This window comes from Parabacteroides leei (genome assembly GCF_023369805.1).
In the GTDB taxonomy this organism is placed as follows: Bacteria; Bacteroidota; Bacteroidia; order Bacteroidales; family Tannerellaceae; genus Parabacteroides; species Parabacteroides leei.
On the sequence record NZ_JAMBQG010000004.1, the window covers coordinates 178,483 to 201,025 of the forward strand.

The 22,543-nt window shown below is 45.0% G+C and carries 18 protein-coding genes; 13 read left to right on the plus strand and 5 right to left on the minus strand.

Annotated elements, in window-relative coordinates; translation table 11 throughout:
* Positions 1–10: 10 nt before the first annotated feature.
* From M1P97_RS08310 to M1P97_RS08320, 3 genes are all read right to left on the minus strand, one after another.
* Entirely contained in the window at positions 11–1,522 is a 1,512-nt protein-coding gene (locus tag M1P97_RS08310; RefSeq protein ID WP_195374195.1) for an NAD(P)H-hydrate dehydratase, read from the minus strand.
* A 101-nt stretch (positions 1,523–1,623) separates the two neighbouring features.
* A complete protein-coding gene (locus tag M1P97_RS08315) occupies positions 1,624–2,946 on the minus strand; it encodes a sensor histidine kinase (protein ID WP_195374196.1) in 1,323 nt (440 codons plus the stop codon).
* Positions 2,943–4,310: a sigma-54-dependent transcriptional regulator gene (locus M1P97_RS08320; RefSeq protein ID WP_195374197.1), complete on the minus strand. Its 1,368-nt coding sequence runs from the start codon at positions 4,308–4,310 to the stop codon at positions 2,943–2,945. The genes M1P97_RS08315 and M1P97_RS08320 overlap by 4 nt, the downstream gene beginning before the upstream one ends.
* Positions 4,311–4,762: 452 nt before the next feature.
* On the opposite strand from M1P97_RS08320, the gene M1P97_RS08325 reads away from it, so the two are divergent.
* From M1P97_RS08325 to rny, 12 genes are all read left to right on the plus strand, one after another.
* Positions 4,763–7,150, plus strand: coding sequence for an ABC transporter permease (locus M1P97_RS08325; RefSeq protein ID WP_195374198.1), 2,388 nt, complete (start codon positions 4,763–4,765; stop codon positions 7,148–7,150).
* A 23-nt stretch (positions 7,151–7,173) separates the two neighbouring features.
* On the plus strand, positions 7,174–9,582 hold the full coding sequence (locus M1P97_RS08330) for an ABC transporter permease (RefSeq protein WP_249388800.1): 2,409 nt from the start codon (positions 7,174–7,176) through the stop codon (positions 9,580–9,582).
* A gap of 27 nt (positions 9,583–9,609) precedes the next feature.
* Positions 9,610–10,284, plus strand: coding sequence for an ABC transporter ATP-binding protein (locus M1P97_RS08335; RefSeq protein WP_249388801.1), 675 nt, complete (start codon positions 9,610–9,612; stop codon positions 10,282–10,284).
* 174 nt (positions 10,285–10,458) lie between these two features.
* Positions 10,459–10,995 (plus strand): phosphoribosyltransferase, encoded by a 537-nt coding sequence (locus M1P97_RS08340; RefSeq protein WP_249388802.1) that lies wholly within the window; start codon positions 10,459–10,461, stop codon positions 10,993–10,995.
* 35 nt (positions 10,996–11,030) lie between these two features.
* Positions 11,031–11,603 carry an adenylate kinase gene (locus M1P97_RS08345; protein ID WP_195374201.1) on the plus strand — a complete coding sequence of 191 codons (573 nt, stop codon included), beginning with the start codon at positions 11,031–11,033 and terminating at the stop codon, positions 11,601–11,603.
* A 14-nt stretch (positions 11,604–11,617) separates the two neighbouring features.
* On the plus strand, positions 11,618–12,775 hold the full coding sequence (gene obgE / locus M1P97_RS08350; RefSeq protein WP_195374202.1) for a GTPase ObgE: 1,158 nt from the start codon (positions 11,618–11,620) through the stop codon (positions 12,773–12,775).
* Positions 12,720–13,571 carry a peptidoglycan editing factor PgeF gene (pgeF, locus tag M1P97_RS08355; RefSeq protein WP_249388803.1) on the plus strand — a complete coding sequence of 284 codons (852 nt, stop codon included), beginning with the start codon at positions 12,720–12,722 and terminating at the stop codon, positions 13,569–13,571. Before obgE ends, pgeF begins: the two co-directional genes overlap by 56 nt.
* Before the next feature lie 7 nt (positions 13,572–13,578).
* On the plus strand, positions 13,579–14,268 hold the full coding sequence (locus M1P97_RS08360) for a B3/B4 domain-containing protein (protein WP_249388804.1): 690 nt from the start codon (positions 13,579–13,581) through the stop codon (positions 14,266–14,268).
* 128 nt (positions 14,269–14,396) lie between these two features.
* Positions 14,397–14,597, plus strand: coding sequence for a winged helix-turn-helix domain-containing protein (locus tag M1P97_RS08365; protein ID WP_028726278.1), 201 nt, complete (start codon positions 14,397–14,399; stop codon positions 14,595–14,597).
* 148 nt (positions 14,598–14,745) lie between these two features.
* Positions 14,746–15,039 carry a hypothetical protein gene (locus tag M1P97_RS08370; protein WP_075556487.1) on the plus strand — a complete coding sequence of 98 codons (294 nt, stop codon included), beginning with the start codon at positions 14,746–14,748 and terminating at the stop codon, positions 15,037–15,039.
* Positions 15,040–15,044: 5 nt separating this feature from the next.
* Positions 15,045–15,341, plus strand: a complete 297-nt coding sequence (locus M1P97_RS08375; RefSeq protein ID WP_075556488.1) for a cell division protein ZapA — start codon at positions 15,045–15,047, stop codon at positions 15,339–15,341.
* A gap of 107 nt (positions 15,342–15,448) precedes the next feature.
* Entirely contained in the window at positions 15,449–16,987 is a 1,539-nt protein-coding gene (gene rny, locus M1P97_RS08380) for a ribonuclease Y (RefSeq protein WP_249388805.1), read from the plus strand.
* A 125-nt stretch (positions 16,988–17,112) separates the two neighbouring features.
* Here the strand turns inward: rny and M1P97_RS08385 are convergent, their stop codons facing one another.
* Together M1P97_RS08385 and M1P97_RS08390 are read right to left on the minus strand one after the other, a co-directional pair.
* Positions 17,113–18,951 carry an LTA synthase family protein gene (locus M1P97_RS08385; protein WP_249388806.1) on the minus strand — a complete coding sequence of 613 codons (1,839 nt, stop codon included), beginning with the start codon at positions 18,949–18,951 and terminating at the stop codon, positions 17,113–17,115.
* 62 nt (positions 18,952–19,013) lie between these two features.
* Positions 19,014–20,627 carry an ABC-F family ATP-binding cassette domain-containing protein gene (locus tag M1P97_RS08390; protein WP_195374207.1) on the minus strand — a complete coding sequence of 538 codons (1,614 nt, stop codon included), beginning with the start codon at positions 20,625–20,627 and terminating at the stop codon, positions 19,014–19,016.
* Positions 20,628–20,850: 223 nt separating this feature from the next.
* On the opposite strand from M1P97_RS08390, the gene M1P97_RS08395 reads away from it, so the two are divergent.
* Positions 20,851–22,509, plus strand: coding sequence for a tetratricopeptide repeat protein (locus M1P97_RS08395; protein ID WP_249388807.1), 1,659 nt, complete (start codon positions 20,851–20,853; stop codon positions 22,507–22,509).
* Positions 22,510–22,543: the final 34 nt, after the last annotated feature.

The following is a 22,543-nucleotide window of genomic DNA, read 5'->3' on the forward strand; positions in this document are numbered from 1 at the left end:
GGGGATTAATTTATTTGATCTGTTTGAATGCTTTTCCCAGCATATCCGTAATATCTCCGGCTATCATACTTTCTTCTGAGCGGTAGACTGCTGCTAGGTCTCCAGCTGTGCCATGCAGGAATACACCGGCAACGGCGGCTGTTTCGGGTTCGGCTCCCTGAGCTAACAGACCGAGAATAATACCGGTCAGCACATCGCCGCTACCGGCCGTGGCCATACCCGGGTTGCCGCAGCTGTTGAAGTAAACGTTTCCGGTAGCTGTACAGATAGCTGTATAAGTCCCTTTGAGGATAACACAAAGCTTATGCTCGGTGGCGAAAGCCTGTGCCTTCTTTAGCCGTTCGTACATCGTATTACTTTCTCCTGCAATGCGGTCGAACTCTTTGGGATGCGGCGTCAGGATGCTTCTCGGCGGAATGCGGTTCAACAGGTCTTTATTGGAAGCAAGCAGGTTAAGAGCATCTGCATCCAGGACGACAGGTTTCTCGGTTGTTTGGAGCAAACGTTCCAGTGCTGCTGCCGATTCCAGATGTTGTCCCAGGCCGGGGCCGACACCGATTGCTGAATAGGGAGCTATTTCCGGTACTGTCGTGAAATAATCCTGATGAGGATCGAAGCTGACCATTGCTTCCGGAAAAGCAGCCTGCATAATCACTTCCCCACGTTGCGGGATATGTACGGTCAGTAATCCGGTGCCGCTTCTCAGGCAGGAACGGGCGGCTAGTAAAGCAGCTCCCATCTTGCCTTTACTTCCGGCGATGAGTAATGCGTGACCGTAGGTTCCCTTATGGGAGAACTTTTCACGAGGTTGCAATACTTCGGCTATATCCTCTTCGGTAACCATCATATATGGAGTGGGAGTATTGTCGACAATATCAGGATGGATACCGATATCCAATACTTTCCATTCGCCGACATATTGTGCATTCTCCGGGAAGAAGAAGGCCAGTTTCGGGAAACCGAACGTAAGTGTCAGGCTGGCTTTTATGATAGAGTCCGGATCATTTGTCTGGTTGTTCTCACCGAACAGTCCCGAAGGAATATCGATCGATACGACGGTAGCATCCGACTGGTTTATATATTTCACCATTGCAGCAAAACCTCCGGTAATCGGGCGATTCAGGCCTGATCCGAACAAACCGTCGATCACGACATCGCGGTCGGTCAGTACAGGCGGAACAAAGTCGGCAATAACTTCCGTGAATTCTACTTTTTCCAGTCCGAGTATCCGTTGCTTATTCATTTCGCAATCGAAAGAAAGATGTTCGGTCGGGTTGAACAAATAGGTCTCTACCTTATAACACTCGTCTTTCAATAGACGTGCGATGGCAAGTGCATCCGCCCCGTTGTTCCCTTGTCCGGCAAAGACGATGATACGTGTTTGTTTGGAATAACGGCGGCAAAATTCATGTACAAATACAGTAGAGGCGCGTTCGACGAGATCGATAGAACTGATCGGTTCATTTTGAATGGTGTATTGATCGAGTTCTTTAACTTTGTCTGTTGGAAATATCTTTATCATACTTGTCGGATATCTAATGTTTATTCTGCATACAAATGTATAACAAACTTTGCTATGTTGTAGCTACTTATTCCAAAAAGGGGAGAAGGCATTTACTCCGGTCAGGGAAAAGTAAGCAGGAAACGGCTTCCTTGTCCGGCTTCGGAAATAACGGTGAGGCTACCTTTATGCATGTGCATGATCTGCCTGGAAATACTGAGTCCGATGCCCGAACCTGTTGGTTTGGTGGTGAAGAACGGGATGAAGATACGTTCCTGTACATCTGCCGGGATGCCTGTACCGTTGTCACTGACCTGGATATATGTTTTCCCTTCCGCATTAATCCCAGCCGACAGTTCAATCGATGGCTCACTGCAATTCTGAGTGGCGTCGACGGCGTTTCGGATCAGGTTGATCAGTATCTGTTCGATCATTGCTTTATCCGCTATTATCTGCAAATGGGAGGTTACGGGAAGTATCTTGACGATGTCCGATTTCTCTTTGAATAATACGACGGCACTGTTCAGCAGGCTATCGACGGTAATGATTTCGACGGCAGGTGCGGGAAGTCCTGTCACTTTTCTGTAATTCTCTACAAAACGGACCAGCCCGCTACTTCTCCGGAAAATCGTATCGACTGCCTGGTTTACCTCTTCCCGGTCTTCTTCATTGTTATCACCGGATACTTGTTTGTTTTTCAATAGTTCGGACAAAGATACGATCGGAGTCATGGAGTTCATGATTTCGTGTGTGAGCACCCGTATCAGTTTTTGCCATGCTTCCGTTTCCTTGTTCTCCAGTACGGAACGGATGTTTTTCATACTTACGACAGTCAACGGCTTACCCAATACCACGAATGACATGGCCGACAGGATCAGTTGTGAATACCCCTCTTTCCGGCGGACTTGCAGGATGGAAAGCTCCCCGGGATGTAAAATACGCAGGCGGGCAGGAAGTTCCGGATGATAGACGGCCAGATCGTCTACCGTTTCGGCAAAGTTCAGTCCCGTTTGTATCCTGGCTGCCTGGTTCATCCATTCTATCTTCCCTGTTTCGGAGGAGTAGACCAGGACCGAAAGGTCGATATGATTTGCCAAAGCCTGGAAGTATTGCAACTGGCTTTCCTTCTGTTGCAGGTTCTTTTTATAATGCTGCAACGCTTCCTCCATCGCATCGATCAACTCTTGTGGCAAGGCCTCCGGTCTGTTTGCCGACGGGATACCGGAAGACAGGAAGTCGGAATAACGGACAGACCAGATAAATTGCCGGAACAGACGGTCGCTTTTCCCCATCAGGCGGAAAAGGTAATATACTTCAATCAGTATGACGCCCATGACGACAAATGCAGAGATATAAAACTTCCCGGTGACCAGAAATGCAAATACCAGGCAGGTAATCACCAGTAAAAGGATCAGCCCGGCAGCCTTTTTCGAATACTGTTTCATAGTCCGTATTTTTCGAGTCGCCTATATAAAGATGTACGTGTAATACCCAATAGCTCGGCAGTCTGTGTCATATTGCCGGAACAATGACGCAACGCATCCTGTATGGTATTCTTTTCCAGCTCTTCGAGATTGAACTTTTCCTCTTTCTCCTGAGAGGATCGAACCGGTATGCGGAGCATGAAGTCATCGTATTGTAACTGTTTACGGTCGGAAAGGATCACGGCGCGTTCGATGATATGTTGCAGCTCACGCACATTCCCCGGCCAGTGATACTGCTTTAGAAGCTGACGCGCTTCCTGGGAGAAACCTTCGATCTCCTTCTTATATTTATGGCAGTAGTGCCGCAGGAAATGGTTGGCCAGGAGAGAGACGTCGTTCCCCCTTTCACGTAATGGAGGAATAGTAATTTCGATTGTATTGATGCGATAAAGCAGATCCTGGCGGAAACTCCCGTCCTGTACGGCGGCGTGAAGGTCGGTATTTGTGGCACATATCAGGCGGACATCGATCTGTGTCTCCCGGGTCGATCCGAGCCGGTTGATCTTTTGCTGTTCGATAACGGTGAGCAGCTTCGACTGGAGGGTAAGCGGCAGGTTTCCGATCTCGTTGAGAAACAGTGTGCCGCCCGATGCAATCTCGAAACGGCCCGCTTTGCTTTTTCCGGCATCTGTAAAGGCTCCTTTTTCGTATCCGAACAATTCGCTTTCGAACAGGTTATGAGGAATACTACCCAAGTCGATCGGGATGAAAGCCTCCTGGCTACGGGACGATTGTTTATGCAACGTGTAGGCTATCAGGTCTTTTCCCGTACCGTTTTCGCCGAGCAGGAGGATGTTGGCATCCGTATTCTTTACTTTTTCCAGGGTGTTGAATACGCTCTTCATGGCAGGCGAGTTGCCGATTAGTTCTATTTCCGGCTCTGTGGTGGTAAGAACAGACTTTTGTTCCTTCAGCGCTTGTACTTCCGTTCGCCGCAGGCTGAGTTCGAGGGCCGACGAGACAGTGGCCAGCATCTTCTCATTCTGCCAGGGTTTCGGTATAAAGTCGGTGGCCCCGGCTTTGATAGCCCGCACGGCTTTCTCTGTATCCGAATAGGCTGTGATAAGTATGACTACCGTGTCGGGCGAAATCTCCCGGATACGTTCCAGCCAGTAAAAGCCTTCTTTCCCGCTGACGGCATCGGCCGTGAAGTTCATATCGAGCAGGATAACGTCGTATTTGGTTCTTGATACCAGGGAGTTGATCTCTTTTGGGTCGGTACAGGTCGTGATGCTTTCCACTCGTGGGCGAAGCAGCATTTTCAGGGTGAAGAGGATATCTTCGTTATCATCTATTACCAGTATTTTTCCTTGTCGTACAGCCATAGCCTTGTTCTTCGTATATTATAGAGTCCCCCAAACTTAGGTAAAATTTCCGGATAGCCGGCATATTAGTCCGAACTATCCGAACTTTTAATAAATTACTCCCTGATGTGTACTGGTAATCCCGTAAGTCTTCGGTGCAGTGCATACAGGAAAAACATTTTGCCACTGCCTTGGCAGAGCTTTGCCACCCTATTGGCAGAACTCTGCCATGCCGATGGCAAGACTCTGCCAATAGGATGGCAAAACATATTGTCCCTGGCAGACAACGAATACCTGCGTGATATCTGCACGATCTGCAATAGAATCGTGCGGAATTGTATAGGAAGTGTACGATATCGTACGGTTGCCACTTCTTTGAGGATGTTTATATATTTAGTTTTTAGTGTTTTATGAAACTGGCATGGATATTGAATGTTTCTAATCAGATATTGGCAATTATAAAAGAAGTAACCATGTTTAAACATTACATCAAAGTAGCCATCCGCCAGGTTAAACGGAGTTTTCTGTTTTCCTCCATCAACATATTGGGATTTGTGTTGGGGATGACAGCTGCTTTCCTTATCTACTTATGGATTGTGGATGAACTGACGTTTGAAGATTTCAATAAGAACGGTGATTCTATCTATCGGGTGATCCGGGAAGAGCAAACCGCTAACGGGCAGGTACCTTCTACGGTCACTCCGCTTAGTGAAACGTTCCGGAAAGAATATCCGAAGGTGGAGAATGCGACCTTTATAAAGTATGGTGGTAAATATGACATTCGTACAAAGGAGGTAGCTATAGATGTTAACTATGCATTTGTCGATACGACCTTCTTTGATGTATTCACTTTCCCCGTTGTGGCAGGCGATCCGTCCCTGCTGAAGAAAGATCCGCAACAGATCGTGCTGTCGGAAGAGACAGCCGGGAAACTGTTCGGTAAAACATCGGCTATAGGAAAAGAAATCGAGTGTAAATCGAGTAATAAATATTATAAGGTAGCAGCTGTCTTGAAAGTACCGCGCAAAAGCCATATCCAGTTTGAGGTATTAGGTAGCTGGGATGCTTATAAATGGCCGGAAATAGAGAATGAAGTATGGAGCTTTTCTGAAAGAATGCACGTCTTTATTCAACTGAAGAAAGGGAATACATTGACGGATGCAGACCGGTTGGCCATGCGCGATCTCTGGATGAAGCATTCGCAATGGGGGAAACCCTTGGCGTTTCAGCCGTTGAAAGATATCCATCTGCACACATCTTTCAAGGAACCCAACGATGTATTCAACCACGGAAATATGCAACAGATTTACCTCTTTGCTGTGTTGGCTATCCTGATCGTCTTTATGGGAGCGTTTAACTTTATGACGTTGTCTACGGCTCGTGCATCCATGCGCTCAAAGGAGATCGGTGTCAGGAAGGTGACCGGGGCAAAAAAGAAAAAGCTGATTGTGCAGTTCCTGTCGGAAAGTCTGGTACAGGCTTTTATCTCGTTATTGCTGGCATTGGCACTGACGGAATTGCTGTTACCCTTTTTCAATATGTTTGTCGGAAAGGATATTACTTTGCAGTTCAATTGGCAGACTTTGTTGTTTGTATTGTTCGGTATTGTCGGTGTAGGTTGTCTGGCCGGGGCTTTCCCTGCTTTCTATATGTCGTCGTTCAGTCCGTTATTGGCTTTCAAAGGAGGGCAGGCAGCCGGTAAGAAGGGGACATTGATCAAGGGACTGGTTTGTGTACAGTTCGTGATCGCAATAACCATGATCGTTTGTACGACTCTCATATTCAAGCAACTTCATTATCTGCAAAATGCCGATCTGGGGTTGGATAAAGAGCATCTGATCGAAGTGGATGTTGTGGACTGGCGCCGGGGAGCAGACGGGTTTAAACAGGAGATACTTAAAAATCCGTATGTAAAGAGCGTAGCGTTGGGCGTGGAGATCACAAACTATCTGCAAGGGTATGGCTTTGAACAAAGTATGTTCAGTTGGGAAGATGAGTACGGAAAAACGGACTCGGTGAAGATGGTCGGAATGGTCGGAGACAGCGACTTTATCTCTGCTTTGGGACTGACTTTACTGAAAGGGGAAACTTTCGGAGCGAATCCCGACCATTACTGGGATGGTTCCTATGCAAAGGAATCGCCGATTGTTATCAATGAAACGGCATGGAAGATACTGAAGGTCGAGAATCCGGTCGGCATGTTGCTGACGGGCGGGGGCATCGGTATCCGTAATTCCAGGGTCGTAGGTGTTGTGAAAGACTTTAACTTCCAGCCCTTGAGAGAAAAGATTAAACCTGCATTCTTCTATTATACGGTTCAGTTATTTAATTATATGTATATCCGTATCTCGGCAGATAACCAGACCGAGACGTTGAAGTTCCTGAAAGAGAAATATGAGGAAGCACGTCCGGATATGCTCTTCAACTACCGTTTCCTGACGGATGTATTGAGTGATAGTTATGCCCGTGAACGGCAGCAAAGCCAGATGTTCCTGATTTTTACGGTTCTGGCGATTATCGTTGCCATGATGGGAGTATTTGGATTGGTTGCCCTTTCTACGGTGCAGCGGACAAAAGAAATAGGTGTCCGCAAGGTGAATGGGGCGCATTCCGACCGGATCGTAAAGATGTTTTGCCGTGAATATATGATTTGGGTGGGTGTTGCTTTCGTGATCTCCTGTCCGCTAGCCTATCTGTTCATGTTGGAATGGTTGAGTAATTTTGCCTATCAGACTGCGATCAGTTGGTGGCTCTTTCCGTTGGCCGGCGGCATAATACTGCTGATAACCATATTGACAGTCATAGCCCAGACCTGGCGTGCCGCTTCCCGGAATCCGGTGGAATCTTTACGGTATGAATAAAATAACAAATAAACGATAACGATATGTTGAAGCATTATGTAAAAGTAGCCCTTCGGTTGATAAAGAGAAGTTTCCTGTTCTCGTCCATCAATATGCTGGGTTTTGTACTGGGGATGACGGCTGCTTTCCTTATTTACCTCTGGATCGTGGATGAACTGACTTTCGAGAATTTCCATAAGAACGGCGATTCCATCTACCGTGTGGTCGCCGTAAACCGGGAAGACGGCGGATTGGTCAAAGAATCGGCTTATACGGTAGCACCCTTAAGCAAAGCATTCCGTGAAGATTTCCCTCAAGTGGAGAATGCAACCTTTGTGCTTAATTTCGGTACGCTGAACCTGCATTCGGGTGCTAACCTGATCGAAGCTAAATATACATATATAGATACTACTTTCTTTGATGTATTCAGTTTCCCGGTCCTGTCCGGTGATCCGAACCTGTTGAAGAAAGACCCGCAACAGATTGTATTGGCCAAGTCTGCGGCAGAAAAGCTGTTCGGACAATCGACGGCTGTCGGGAAAGAGGTCACCTGTCAATTCCTGGGACAACTCAACCGCTATAAAGTGGCTGCGGTGTTGGATGTACCTCGTAAAAGTCATATTCAGTTTGAAGTGTTACTGAGTGAACAGGCTTATTTCGAGCCGATGACCTGGGATTATGTGGAAGGGACAAATGTATATATCCAACTGCGAAAAGGTTCCGTTCTATCGGATACCGACCGGCAAGCCATGAGCCATGCCTGGCAGAACAGACAGAAAAATGGCCTGGTGTTGGAGTTCCAACCGTTGAAAGATATTCATTTGCATACATGGTTTAAAGATCCGGAAGTCAGCAACTATGGGAGTATGTCGCAGATATGGTTGTTCACGGCATTAGCTTTATTAATTATCTTCATGGGAGCTTTCAACTTCACCACTTTGTCGACGGCGCGTGCTTCGTTGCGTTATAAAGAGATCGGTATCCGGAAGGTGACAGGGGCGAAACGTAAAATGCTGATTGTGCAGTTCCTGTCGGAAAGTCTGGTACAGGCTTTTCTTTCGCTGATTCTGGCGTTGGCACTGACGGAGTTGTTACTGCCTTTCTTCAACCAGTTTGTCGGGAAAGATATTGTTTTGCAGTTTAGCTGGCAGACTTTGTTGTTTATCCTTTTCGGGATTGTTGGAGTCGGCAGCCTGGCAGGAGCTTTTCCGGCCTTTTATATGTCGTCGTTCAATCCGTTGCTAGCTTTCAAAGGTGGAAAGGCTACCGGTAAGAAAGGCACATTGATCAAAGGATTGGTTTGCATACAGTTTATCATAGCCATAACAATGCTTTTCTCCACCTCTGTTGTATTCAAACAACTTCATTACCTGCAAAATGCAGATCTGGGGTTGGATAAAGAAGATATGGTAGTCGTTAACTGCGGGGAGTTCGAGTTGATGTCTTATTATGGTGGTCTCGGGATAGACGATTACAGGCAGGAAGTGATGAAGAATCCGAATGTCAGGAATGTGGCAGGCGGTGTGGAACTGTCAAATTATCTCCGTGGACACAAAACGGAAGAAACGGTGTTCAGTTGGCAGGGTGAAAGCGGCCGGGTGGATTCGTTGAAACTGGTCGGTGTAGTGGGCGACAGTAACTTAATGGAGACTTTAGGCCTGGTATTGCTTAAAGGTGAGGTGTTTGGGGCCGATAAGAATGATTATATGGAAGGTGCATATCGTAAAGAGTCGCCTGTTGTGATCAACGAAACGGCTTGGAAGATGATGAATGTGAAAGATCCCGTCGGTAGGATCGTTCAGAATAACGGATGGTTCGGTGAGACGTCGAGGATCGTTGGTATAGTAAAAGATTTCCATTTCCAGCCGTTGCGGGAGAAGGTGAAACCGGCCTACCTGTATTATGCCCGTCAACTATTGAATACATTGTATATCAAGATTTCTCCGGAGAATAAGATGGAAACATTGAAATTCCTGAAAGACAAATATGAAGAAATGCGCCCCGACAATGTCTTCTCTTACCGTTTCTTCTCGGATGCCCTGAACCGGAACTATGTGCATGAACGACAACAGGCGCATATGTTTCTGATATTTACGGTACTGGCTATTGTTGTCGCCATGATGGGGGTATTGGGATTGGTTGCCCTTGCCACTGTGCAACGGACGAAAGAAATCGGTATCCGTAAGGTGAACGGGGCACATTCCGACCGGATCGTGCGGATGTTCTGTCGGGAATATATGCTTTGGGGCGGGATTGCCTTCCTGGTAGCCTGTCCGTTCGGTTATCTCTTGATGGTTCGTTGGCTGAGTAACTTTGCTTATCAGACAAACATTAGCTGGTGGCTCTTCCCGTCAGCGGGCCTGGTCATTTTGTTAATCACCGTCCTTACAGTGATACTGCAAACCTGGCGTGCCGCTTCCCGGAATCCGGTGGAATCGTTGAGATATGAATAAAACAATAAGAATAATAATCAGAAGATCATGATAAAAGCAGTAAATTTAACGAAAGTATTTCGTACGGAAAGTGTTGAGACAACGGCCCTTAACGGCATCAACCTGGAAATAAACCAAGGGGAGTTCCTGGCTATTATGGGACCTTCCGGTTGTGGTAAATCTACCTTATTGAATCTGTTGGGCTTATTAGACAATCCTACTTCCGGCGAATTATGGTTTATGGGAGAGGAAGTTTCCGGCTATACGGAAAACAACCGTACCGACCTGCGGAATGGTAACCTGGGATTTGTCTTCCAAAGCTTCAACCTGATAGACGAACTGACCGTGTTTGAAAATGTGGAGTTACCCTTGTTGTATGCCGGAGTTTCGACAAAAGAACGGGTAATGCGGGTGAACGCGGCACTCGACCGGATGCAGATAGCCCATCGCTCGGAACATTATCCGCAGCAGCTCTCCGGCGGTCAGCAGCAACGTGTAGCTATTGCCCGTGCCATCGTTACGAATCCCAAGGTCATCCTTGCGGACGAACCGACCGGAAACCTGGACTCTGTAAACGGCAGTGAGGTGATGAATCTTCTTCTCGAATTGAACAAAGAAGGGTCGACCGTCGTTATGGTAACCCATTCGGAAGAAAATGCCCGGATGGCAGGACGGCTGATCCGTATGATGGACGGAAATATCCTGACGGAAAGCCATAAATAATGAACCCGCTTTGAAGCCCGTATGAATCCGAAAACCAGAGCCGGGTTCATACGGTAAGAACCGATAATCAATGAGCAAAACCCTGTTATGAATGCGTGAAACCTAAAACGTAAAACAATGTTTGTGCTTCGCTGAAAATGTTGTACCTTTGCTCCCTCGAAAAATAAACGGCATATGGATAAGATCCGATTAAAAGATAAAGAATTCGAACTGTTTATCCCGGAGAAGGAGATCAATGAGGCCATTGCGATGATGGCTGAACAGATTAAAGCAGATGTGGGGGATAGCAATCCTCTGTTTGTAGGCGTATTGAACGGAGCGTTTATGTTTACCGCCGAACTGATGAGGCAGATGGATACGCACTATGAAATTACATTTGCCCGTTACTCTTCTTATCGGGGACTCAATACCACCGGAGTTGTTCGCGAGATCATGCCGGTGCAGGCCGATGTGAGGGGACGTACCCTGATCCTCCTGGAAGATATTATCGATACCGGCTATACCATGCAGTTTGTGATGGATAAGTTACGGAATGACGGCGCTGCCGATGTAAAGCTGGCAACCATGTTGTTTAAACCGGATTCCCTGAAATGTGATTTGAAACCCGACTATGTCGGCCTGCAGATTCCCAGTGATTTTATCGTAGGTTACGGCCTGGATTATGACGAGATGGGACGTGCTTACCGGGATATATATAAAGTGATAGGTTAAAAGGATATACATTTATATAAATAAGAAACAATATTATGTTGAACGTTGTTATTTTTGGAGCTCCGGGTTCAGGAAAAGGAACACAGAGCGAGTTGATTATTAAAGAATATGGTTTGGATCACATTTCAACAGGTGATGTGTTGCGTGCTGAAATGAAAGGTGAAACCGAACTTGGTAAGATCGCAAAAGATTATATCGAAAAAGGTCAACTTGTACCGGATGAACTGATCGTCGATATGCTGGCGAAAGTATTAGACAGCAAAGTTGGTTCTAAGGGTGTTATTTTCGATGGTTTCCCCCGTACTATTCCGCAGGCAAAAGCATTGAAAGAAATGTTGAACAAACGTGGTACTGATGTATCTGTGATGTTGAACCTGCAGGTAGAAGAAGAAGAACTGATCAACCGTCTGTTGGAACGCGGTAAAGTATCCGGACGTTCTGACGACAACTTGGAGACAATTAAATCCAGACTGGATGTATACCACAATCAGACAGCTCCTTTGGCTGACTACTATGTAGGTGAAGGCAAGCACGTGGCTATTCACGGTATGGGTACAGTCGAAGAAATCTTCGGACGTATTAAAGAAGCAGTAAATAAAGTAAAATAAGAAAGAAATAAAAAATGGCTGAATCAAACTTTGTAGATTACGTAAAGATCTATTGCCGCTCGGGGAAGGGCGGAAGAGGGTCTTCTCACTTTCGTCGTGAGAAATATATTCCGAAAGGAGGCCCCGACGGAGGCGACGGAGGGCGAGGAGGCCATGTGTATCTTCGCGGTAACCGGAATTACTGGACGCTCCTCCACCTGAAGTTCGAACGTCATATTATGGCGACAAGCGGTGAAGGTGGCGGTGCCAAACGTAGTTTTGGTAAAGACGGTGAAGACCGTGTGATTGAAGTGCCTTGTGGAACTGTTGTATACGATGCTGAAACAGGTGAATACATCTGCGACGTAACAGAAGACGGTCAGGAAGTCATGCTGCTGAAAGGCGGACGTGGCGGACAGGGTAACTGGCATTTCAAAACATCAACCAATCAGGCTCCCCGTTATGCTCAACCGGGCGAACCGGCTCAGGAACGCAAAGTGATCCTGCAATTGAAGCTGCTTGCCGACGTTGGTCTGGTAGGTTTCCCGAATGCAGGAAAGTCGACTTTGTTGTCTGTCGTATCGGCAGCCAAACCGAAGATCGCAAACTATCCGTTTACGACACTCGAACCGAACCTGGGTATCGTTAGCTATCGTGACCACCGCTCATTTGTGATGGCCGATATTCCCGGTATTATCGAAGGAGCCAGTGAAGGCAAAGGACTCGGACTTCGCTTTCTTCGTCATATCGAGCGTAACTCGTTACTTCTTTTTATGATCCCGGCAGACTCTGACGATATAAAGAAAGAGTATGAGATCCTTCATAACGAACTGGTTAAATACAATCCGGAATTGCTGACTAAAAGTCGTGTATTAGCTATTACTAAAAGTGATATGCTGGACAACGAGTTGATGGAAGCACTGGAACAGGAATTACCGGAAGGTGTTCCGCATGTGTTTATCTCTTCGATCACCCAACAGGGCATTACCGAACTGAAAGACTTACTCTGGAAGGAACTGAACAAGGAAACCTTCCATGAAGTCGAACGTATCGTTCATAAAGATATCGATGTAAGTTCGATACCGTTTGACGATGACGACGATGATTACGTATTTCCTGTTGAAGAGGATGATCCGGATGAAGAATATGAAGAGTATGAATGGGATGACGACGATGAAGAAACTGAAAAGTAATAAAGTTGAAATGTTGCAATTCTCCGGATTAAGCGGAGAATGCAACATTTCTCATTTTATAACGACCCGTCACGGCGGAGTGAGCGAGGATAACTATGCCTCTATGAATCCGGGGGAGTATAGTGGCGACGATCCTGTGTTCGTCCGGATGAACCGACAACTTCTCTCGGATGCAATCGGAATTTCTCCCGAAAGGATTTTTGTCCCTTTCCAGGTACATGAAGCGGAGATCGGTTGTATTAATGCCGATTTTCTTTCGTTGACTACCGCTCGGCAGAAAGAAGAAATGAACGGGAAAGATGCTCTGGTCACTGATATGCCCGGAATATGTATCGCTGTTTCAACGGCCGATTGTGTCCCTGTTCTGGTGTATGCTCCTGATAAGAATGTGGTAGCTGCTATTCATGCCGGATGGCGTGGTACTGTAAAGCAGGTCGTGGCTAAGACAATCGGATATATGGTTGCTCATTACGGTTGTGAACCTTCATGTATGTTGGCCGGTATTGCCCCGTCGATCTGTAAGGATTCTTTTGAGGTAGGAGACGAGGTGGTGGAAGCGTTCCAGGCAACCGGAGTCGATATGAACCGTATTGTGGAACGGAATATTCAGACAGGCAAGGCACATATCGATCTTTGGGAAGCAAACCGGATTCAGTTGCTTCAATCCGGTTTACGACCGGAACATATAGAAATATCCGGAATCTGCACATTCCGGTACCACAATGACTTTTTCTCTGCCCGCCGGTTGGGTATCAAAAGCGGACGTATCCTGTCCGGAATAATGATTAAAGACTAACAGTATTATGATACATGTTTCCATCTCGGAAGAAATAATAAAAGCCTGTCCGGATCTGCATGTGGCAGTTGTGGCTTGCGACGTAAAAAATACAATATCTGACGAACAGTTATGGAAGGAGATAGCTGAAGTGGAAAATAAGATACGTATGTCCGGAAAGCTGGAGGATATAAATAAATTCCCTCCCATACAAGCTACCCGGCAAGCTTATAAGCGTCTGGGGAAAGATCCGAACCGTTACCGCCCTTCCGCAGAGGCACTTCGTAGGCGTATATTCCGGAACCTGCCTTTATATAAGATCGATACATTAGTCGATATAATCAATCTGTTGTCTATCCAAAGCGGTTATTCTATCGGAGGATTTGATGCGGCAAAGATAGACGGCGACCTGGTGTTAGGCGTAGGCAAAGAAGGAGAGATTTACCACGGGATAGGTCGTGGCGAACTGAATATTGCCGGGCTTCCTGTCTACCGCGATAATCGGGGAGGCGTTGGAACGCCGACCAGCGACGAAGAACGAACCAAGATCGACATGGATACAAGAAAGCTGTTAATGATTATAAACGGCTACTCGGGAAAGGAGGGCTTGCAGGAGGCTGTTGCTTATGGGGTATCTCTTTTAACCCGATATGTATCAACAACTAATTTGGAAATAGAGTTAATTGCGCCTGAAAGTAGAGTTAAATTATTGTTATAAACGTGTTAATTATGTTTACAAACCTCAAAAGTGGCCGGTTTTATGCTAAAAAACATCTATTTCCTTTTGTAGTAACCGATTAATCTATAAATTTGCTCCCGTTAACGAATTAACAAAACGAAAAGAAAATGATCGAATTGATTGGAACAAACGCCGGCCTCGTTTGGACAGTATTGAACGAAGGCGGAAAAATGAGTGTTAAGGCAGTAAAGAAAGCAACTAAGATCAAAGCAGAAAAAGACATGTATGCTGCGTTTGGTTGGTTAGCTAAAGAAGGCAAACTTGCTTTCGAAGAGATTGAAGGTGAATTATTTGTTGCGCTGATCTAATCACGTAACCGATACTAGGTAAAGGAGGGCTGTTCGGATGATATTTGGACGGCCTTTTGTGTGTCCTGACGTTTTCGGTTCAAAAAAACGGACTGACTGTTGCTTTATTCAATTCTAAATTTTACTTTTGTGTAGAATTTGGTGTGAAATGACCGAAGATCAAAAGAGATTGTTGGCAGTATTTGAGGTAAGAGTTCGTGATTTGATGGAATTATGTAATAAGCAAAACCATAAGATTGACGAGCTCACGACTACTTTGTTTCAAAAAGAAGCGGAGTTGAAGCTGGCAAAGAATACGATTGAAGAGTTGAATACCAAGTGCGATAAGTTGCTGACGGCAAGAGTAGTTTCTGTAAACGAAGGAGAAATGAAAAGTGCGCGGATGCGATTATCGAAGTTAGTGCGGGAAGTAGACAAGTGCATTGCATTATTAAATGAATAGAAGCGATGGACGATAAATTTCTTATACATTTAGAAATAGCCGAAAAGAGTTACGGCCTTTGGATCGATCGAAAGGATGAGAAACTTGCGCGGGATGCCGCCAAGCAGATTCGTAATAAGATCAACCAGTATCGGCAAAATTTTGCTCAATCCGATGTGGATGTAAAAGATTTGTTAGCCATGGTAGCTTTTCAGTTGTCTATGAATAATTTGCAATTGGAAGATAAAAACGATACAAGTCCTATTACAGATAAGATACAGGAACTCACGGGTGAGTTGGAACAGTATTTGAAGGATAAGTAATTCTATTATAATTGTAAGAAGAGTTTCCGCACTGCTCTGCACGGTTTATCGTGTATTGTAGTGCTTTTTTTGTTTTTATATATAAATGAATTTAAACTATAAGTAAAATGACAGTGTATATAATCATATCATCAATTGTAGCTCTCCTGATAGGAGGGTTGTTGACATGGTTGAGCATGCGTTTTCTTCTGAAGTCGAGATACGATTCCGTATTGAGAGAAGCTGAGAAGGAAGCGGAAGTGATCAAGAAAAATAAGTTGTTGGAAGTAAAGGAAAAGTTTCTGCACCTGAAAGCGGATCTGGAAAAACAAGTGTCGGCTAGGAATGCCAAGATCCAGTCGGTTGAAGGAAAGCTGAAACAACGTGAATTAACACTTAACCAGCGTCAGGAAGATTTGCAGCGTAAAAACTGTGAGGTAGACGCTGTAAAAGAAAACCTGGCAGCCCAGTTGGAACTGGTAGATAAGAAGAAACTGGATCTGGAAAAACTTCATCAGCGGGAAATCGAACAACTGGAAGCCCTTTCCGGACTTTCTGCAGACGAAGCAAAAGAACGACTGATCGAGTCGTTGAAAGATGAAGCTAAATCGGAGGCAACTTCTTTTATCAATGAAATAATGGAAGAAGCCAAGATGACTGCTAATAAGGAAGCGAAAAAGATCGTTATCCAGTCTATCCAGCGTGTGGCTACTGAAACAGCTATTGAAAACTCTATTACTGTATTCCATATTGATTCGGATGAGATCAAGGGACGTATTATTGGTCGTGAAGGTCGTAATATCCGTGCTTTGGAAGCTGCAACAGGTATTGAGATTGTTGTGGACGATACTCCTGAAGCAATCGTTCTTTCCGGATTTGACCCTGTTCGTCGTGAAATAGCTCGTTTGGCATTGCACCAGTTGGTTCAGGACGGACGTATCCATCCGGCCCGTATCGAAGAAGTGGTTACCAAAGTTAAGAAACAGGTGGAAGACGAAGTGGTTGAAACCGGTAAGCGTACCGTGATCGACTTGGGTGTACATGGTCTGCATCCTGAATTGATCCGTATGATCGGTAAAATGAAATACCGTTCTTCTTATGGTCAGAACTTGTTGCAGCATGCCCGTGAAACGGCTAATCTTTGTGCAGTGATGGCTTCTGAGCTTGGACTGAACCCGAAAAAAGCAAAACGCGCAGGTTTGTTACACGATATCGGTAAAGTGCCTGATGACGAACCGGAATTGCCGCACGCTATTCTGGGTATGAAACTTTGTGAAAAATACAAAGAAAAACCGGACATCTGCAATGCAGTCGGTGCTCACCATGATGAGGTTGAAATGCAAACACTGCTGGCTCCGATCGTTCAGGTTTGTGATGCTATCTCCGGTGCTCGTCCGGGTGCTCGCCGTGAGATTGTAGAAGCTTATATCAAGCGTTTGAATGATCTTGAACAGTTGGCTCTTTCTTATCCGGGTGTTGTTAAGACCTATGCTATCCAAGCTGGTCGCGAACTCCGCGTAATTGTAGGAGCTGACAAGATTGACGACAAGGATACAGAAAGCCTGTCAAATGAAATAGCAAAGAAGATACAGGATGAAATGACTTATCCGGGACAGGTAAAGATCACGGTTATTCGTGAAACTCGTGCTGTAAGTTATGCTAAATAAAGTATTTAAAGAGATTTTGCATACAAAAATAAAAATGGCTGATCTTTCCGGATCGGCCATTTTTATTTTATGTAGCTGTTTGTAATAGGATGCTTTTGCCTTCCCCCCCATTCGCATCAACAGAATTAGCGCTTGCCTAAATCGTCATATAGGGTTTGTAGAAGCACTTTTCCTTTATCCAGGCGGGTTTGGCTGTCTGTTGAAGGTTCTTCCTGCAATGGCCTGTTGCTTTCATTGTCGTAGACTGAGACGCCAGTACTGTCTATAAATCCAAAACCGTTTGAGAATGTATAGAAGGAATACTTCGGATAACCCGCATCAAGTATGTCACGGCTGAATGTAAACTGATCGTGCGGCAGGTTCAACTGGCTTAATAGTGTAGCGGCCAGGTCTGTTTGATTAGCATATATGTCGATGATTGCCGGTTCTTTGACCGCTCCGCCCAGCCATATCATCGGGATATGGAAACGGCGAGGTTCATAATCAAGCATGGGGGAAGGGTAACGATAGCCGTGGTCGGATATCAATACGATCAACGTATTCTTCCAAACAGGCAGTTCTTTCAGTTTGTCGACAAAGCTACCGATACAACTGTCCGTGAAAGCAACAGAGTTGAGGTAAGGATCTTCCAGGTGGTGGAAAGGTACTTCAAATGGTTCATGGCTGCTTAACGTCAGGAAAGTACTGAGCCACGGAGTCTTTTCGTCCCTCTCCCTGATCGATTCGTACAGATGAGAAAAAGTAATATCATCGTTAGCTCCCCATTTGCTTAGGCGGCTGCTTAGCGGAAAGTCGCGGTCGGCCGTGATCTTGCTGTATCCGGAACCGAAGAAATAGCTCTGCATATTGGTGAAGTTGATATCTCCGCCATAAAGCATATCGGCTGTGTATCCCTGTTCACCAAGGCTTTTGGCAATGGATGGGAGTGTCTGGCTTTTAGCCGGATATTTCATGATGGAAGTTGTAGGTTGTGCCAGGTATCCGTTCAGTACAGCCACTAGTCCGCGATCGGTACGGAAAGAGTTGGCATACATATTAGTGAATGTAATCCCTTCTTTACTTAGCTTGTTCAGATTGGGAGTGATGCCTGCTTCTCCACCGACAGCTTCAATAGCATTGGCCGTGAAGCTTTCCAAAAGAATGATCAGGATATTGGGACGGTCGGTAGTCAGTAGTTTGATCTTTTCAGCATTGTTTGTCAGGCTATCGTTATATTGGGTAAGTGTAGCGTAACGTTCCTGTCTTTCTTCTTCGGGAAAGAAATTGAACTGTGCGGCAAAGTCCTGTTGTTTACTCATCGATGCGATCAGGCTGAATGTAGGGTTGATGGCAGCATGGTTCAGGAATTGGTTTTTGCTGAAATAGACCATGCCGACATTTGCCGTAGAAGTAGTTATACCTCCCCGGATAGGGATGAACAGGATACCGCCTACCAGCAGGATACCGATTGTTCCGCCTAATCGCCTGCGAACCGGGGTCGAGGGAAACAATGGTATGATCAACCGTTTGAATAGCCAGTAGATGACCCATGCGTAGGCTGCGAACATCACCAGTTGCAGGGCGAAAGTCTTTAGCGGCACGCTGGCCATCGCATCTTTGGGTGATTGCAGGTAAAAGAACAAGGTCGCATCCAGTCGAAATCCCCAATAACCGTATAATGCGACATCGACGGCATAGATTGCTGCAACAAGGATGGCAATAATAAGGAAGTAACCTTTCAATATTTTTTTATAGACAGTGCCCGGCAGCCAGATCGACACCAGTACACAAAGAAGAGGTATGACAGTCAAATATCCGCTGATCGTACAATCCAGTAATACTCCGTGTAGGATTACCTGTAGGTAATCAGTTAGAGAACTGCTGTTCTCTAAAGCATGGTATAACATGAACAACGGTTTCTGGATAGCAAAAACCGGAAGCCAGAGGGCGAACACTGCCAAAAGGAAGATCAATCGTTTACTCATAATGTCGGATATGTGGTCTATTAAGAAACGAAGGGCGACTGAAACAGCCGCCCTTCATCTGATTATTTATATAACTTTTCGCGTAGTTCGGCTACCATCGGATCGGTGATGTAATCATCGTAATCCATCATCTTGTCGATGATGCCGTTAGGAGTCAGTTCAATAATACGGTTTGCCACAGTCTGGATAAACTCGTGGTCATGACTGGAGAACAACACATTGCCTCTGAATGACTGCAATGTATTATTGAAAGCCTGGATTGATTCCAGGTCCAGGTGATTGGTCGGTGTATCCAGGATCAGGCAGTTTGCGTCCGTCAACATCATACGGGAAATCATACAACGCATTTTTTCACCTCCGGATAATACACTCACCTTTTTCAATAGTTCTTCACCCGAGAACAACATACGGCCAAGGAACCCTTTCAGGAATACTTCGTTGGTATCGCCTGCAAACTGGCTCAACCAGTCGATCAGGTTATAATCGGAGTCGAAATATTTGGCATTATCCAGCGGCAGATAAGTGGTAGTGATCGTTTGTCCCCATTGGAAAGTACCGGCATCCGGCTTTTCTTCCCCGTTGATGATCTGGAAAAGAGCCGTCATGGCACGAGGATCGCGGCTGATAAAGACAATCTTATCATCTTTTTCTACATTGAAGTTTAAATCCTTGAACAAGGTCTTGCCTTCAATGCTTTTAGTCAGTCCTTTCACTTCGAGTATCTGGTTACCCGGTTCGCGGTTCGGTGTGAAGATAATACCCGGATAACGGCGTGAAGAAGGCTTGATCTCTTCGATATTCAGCTTTTCGATCATCTTCTTACGGCTGGTAGTCTGTTTGGATTTCGCTACGTTGGCACTGAAACGGCGAATAAACTCTTCCAGTTCCTTTTTCTTTTCTTCTGCTTTCTTATTCTGGTTCTGCTGCTGACGTAGTGCCAGCTGGCTTGATTCGTACCAGAAGCTATAGTTACCTGCAAACATCTGCAACTTGTTGAAGTCGATGTCTACGGTATGTGTACAAACAGAGTCGAGGAAGTGACGGTCGTGGCTCACAACCAGAATCGTATGTTCCGAGTTAGACAGATAGTTTTCCAACCAGCCAACTGTTTCCAGGTCGAGGTCATTGGTCGGCTCATCCAAAAGCAGGTTGTCCGGTTGTCCGAAAAGTGCACGTGCCAGTAATATACGTACCTTTTGCTTACCGCTCAGGTCTTTCATCATGCTGTAATGATACTCTTCGGCAATCCCCAGGCCGCTTAAAAGATTGGCCGCATCACTCTCGGCATTCCATCCTTCCATTTCTGCAAACTTCTCTTCCAGTTCCGAAACACGGATACCGTCGGCATCACTGAAATCCGGCTTTTCGTAAAGAGCATTCTTTTCGCTCATCACTTCCCATAGCGTGGTGTGTCCCATCAGGACCGTATCCATAACTGTATGTTCGTCGAAAGCAAAGTGGTCCTGGCTTAATACCGAGAGACGTTCTCCCGGACCTAAAGTAACTGTACCGCGTGTCGGATCGAGCTGTTTGCTGATCACACGGAGGAAAGTTGATTTTCCGGCACCATTGGCACCAATAATACCGTAGCAGTTGCCCGGCGTAAACTTCATATTTACATCCTGAAAGAGGATACGTTTACCGAACTGTACGTCCAGATTATTTACCGTTATCATATATTGAATATCTATTAAATTTCAAATGAGTGTGCAAAGATACTAAAACGGGCGTTTTGTACCAACCGGAATCGCTTTAATCGTAGTTGTCCCATCAAAATATCATATCTGAAGTTATGATATAGGCATACCGGACAATCCTTTTTTATAAATATTGCTTTTGTGGATGTGGTCTAATGGAAATAAAGTTTTACTTTAGCATTATTAATTATCCATAGTTGATATGCTCAAACTACCGTTAAGTCTTTTTCTTTTGTTGATAGCCTGTAATGGAAAAAATGAGGTAGCTTCCCTGTTAACAGGGGCCGAAAGCTGTATGGCCGCAAAGCCGGATAGTGCCTTATGTCTTTTAGACAGTATAAAACATCCGGAAGAATTGTCTCGTAAGGAACAGGCTCTTTGGTGTTTGTTGCATACGCAGGCACGGGATAAGAACCGGATAAAACATGTATCCGATTCTTTGATACGAATAGCTGTCAGATATTATGAAAAGACCGACTTGGAAGAGCGAAAAATGCAGGCATATTATTATTGTGGCAGGGTTTACCAGGATTTAAACGATGCACCTCAAGCCCAGGAATATTATCTGAAGGCTTATGACGTAGGAAAGAATTTGAATACTCCCTCTTTGCAGGGACAATTGTGTGCTAATTTAGGCTCTTTATATACCCTTCAAAAGCTTTATCAACCCGCTTTGACTTATCAGAAAAAAGCCGTTGACTATTTTTTCCAGGATACAGATACAGTTAGTTTGTCTGTGACTCTCCGGAATATCGCTCGTATTTATGTGTGCGATAATAAGTTGGATAGTGCAATTATCTATTATTCGATAGCCCTGGCTCATACTACCGATTCGCATAAGCTTTATATGTCGAATGAATTAGCGGATGCGTATAGTCGGGTGGGAGAGTATGAAAGAGGCTTGTCTTCCGCCTGGCAAGCATATTCAAAAATAGAGACTATGGATGATTCCTGTCTGGTTAGTTTAACTTTAGGAGATTTGTATTTAAAAACAGGGGAGATGGATTCTGCTTATCATTATTTTTCTTTTGCCAGGAAGAGCTCTGATCTTTATACTATGTGCGGTGCATATCGTAATTTGTCACGCTTCGAGAAATCCAGGAAAAATTGGCAGGCCTATGCCGATTTCCAGAAACAATATGAGATATTGAGAGATTCGATTGATAAACAAACATATATGGAGGCATTGGCCCGGTTGCAAAGTTTGTATGATTATCGATTGGTAGAAAAAGATAAAGAGTATTACAGGCAGGAGTCGGACCGTAAAACGAATTATCTATACAGGTTTTTGGGAGGAGGTTCTTCATTATTATTGGTAGCGGTATGTATTGCTTTTTATTTGTTTAAGAAAAAGAGGAAAAAAGAAGAACAGTTGGACCAGTCATTGCGTCTTCAGGAACAGAAATATAAAGAAAGCCAGGGGTATCTGAAAGAGCGAAATATGACTATTGCCAAATTGGAACAACAAATAACTGCAGAACAAAAAAAGATAGAAGAAAACACTTTGCAGTCTGAAAGCGAGTTGGCGGAGGATACGTTTTTTATTTCAGACTTATACCTGGGATTATGTACAAAGTGGAAAAAGTTAGATGAGGCACAATGGCCCGAAGTGGTTAAGGCTATAGATCATGTGTTGTACAGAGATTTTACCAGCAAGATAAGAATGTTGTATCCCCGAATCTCTGAGTTGGATTTGGTTGTATGTTGTTTGACCAGGCTGGATATTCCGGTAGGACGTATAGCATCATTATTATCGGTAAATAGCCAGGCGATATCTAATAAGCGTAAACGTTTATATGAAAAACTGACTCACCAGAAGGGAGCGGCACAGGACTTTGATGAATTTATAAGAGCTTTTTAATAACTGGTTTTGTCTTCAATCTGCTGTTTATTAG

Bases quoted from the DNA above. Each gene is read 5' to 3' on its own strand.
- M1P97_RS08310 (WP_195374195.1), bottom strand. From the start codon at position 1,522: ATGATAAAGATATTTCCAACAGACAAAGTTAAAGAACTCGATCAATAC.
- M1P97_RS08315 (WP_195374196.1), bottom strand. From the start codon at position 2,946: ATGAAACAGTATTCGAAAAAGGCTGCCGGGCTGATCCTTTTACTGGTG.
- M1P97_RS08320 (WP_195374197.1), bottom strand. From the start codon at position 4,310: ATGGCTGTACGACAAGGAAAAATACTGGTAATAGATGATAACGAAGAT.
- M1P97_RS08325 (WP_195374198.1), top strand. From the start codon at position 4,763: ATGTTTAAACATTACATCAAAGTAGCCATCCGCCAGGTTAAACGGAGT.
- M1P97_RS08330 (WP_249388800.1), top strand. From the start codon at position 7,174: ATGTTGAAGCATTATGTAAAAGTAGCCCTTCGGTTGATAAAGAGAAGT.
- M1P97_RS08335 (WP_249388801.1), top strand. From the start codon at position 9,610: ATGATAAAAGCAGTAAATTTAACGAAAGTATTTCGTACGGAAAGTGTT.
- M1P97_RS08340 (WP_249388802.1), top strand. From the start codon at position 10,459: ATGGATAAGATCCGATTAAAAGATAAAGAATTCGAACTGTTTATCCCG.
- M1P97_RS08345 (WP_195374201.1), top strand. From the start codon at position 11,031: ATGTTGAACGTTGTTATTTTTGGAGCTCCGGGTTCAGGAAAAGGAACA.
- obgE (WP_195374202.1), top strand. From the start codon at position 11,618: ATGGCTGAATCAAACTTTGTAGATTACGTAAAGATCTATTGCCGCTCG.
- pgeF (WP_249388803.1), top strand. From the start codon at position 12,720: ATGAAGAATATGAAGAGTATGAATGGGATGACGACGATGAAGAAACTG.
- M1P97_RS08360 (WP_249388804.1), top strand. From the start codon at position 13,579: ATGATACATGTTTCCATCTCGGAAGAAATAATAAAAGCCTGTCCGGAT.
- M1P97_RS08365 (WP_028726278.1), top strand. From the start codon at position 14,397: ATGATCGAATTGATTGGAACAAACGCCGGCCTCGTTTGGACAGTATTG.
- M1P97_RS08370 (WP_075556487.1), top strand. From the start codon at position 14,746: ATGACCGAAGATCAAAAGAGATTGTTGGCAGTATTTGAGGTAAGAGTT.
- M1P97_RS08375 (WP_075556488.1), top strand. From the start codon at position 15,045: ATGGACGATAAATTTCTTATACATTTAGAAATAGCCGAAAAGAGTTAC.
- rny (WP_249388805.1), top strand. From the start codon at position 15,449: ATGACAGTGTATATAATCATATCATCAATTGTAGCTCTCCTGATAGGA.
- M1P97_RS08385 (WP_249388806.1), bottom strand. From the start codon at position 18,951: ATGAGTAAACGATTGATCTTCCTTTTGGCAGTGTTCGCCCTCTGGCTT.
- M1P97_RS08390 (WP_195374207.1), bottom strand. From the start codon at position 20,627: ATGATAACGGTAAATAATCTGGACGTACAGTTCGGTAAACGTATCCTC.
- M1P97_RS08395 (WP_249388807.1), top strand. From the start codon at position 20,851: ATGCTCAAACTACCGTTAAGTCTTTTTCTTTTGTTGATAGCCTGTAAT.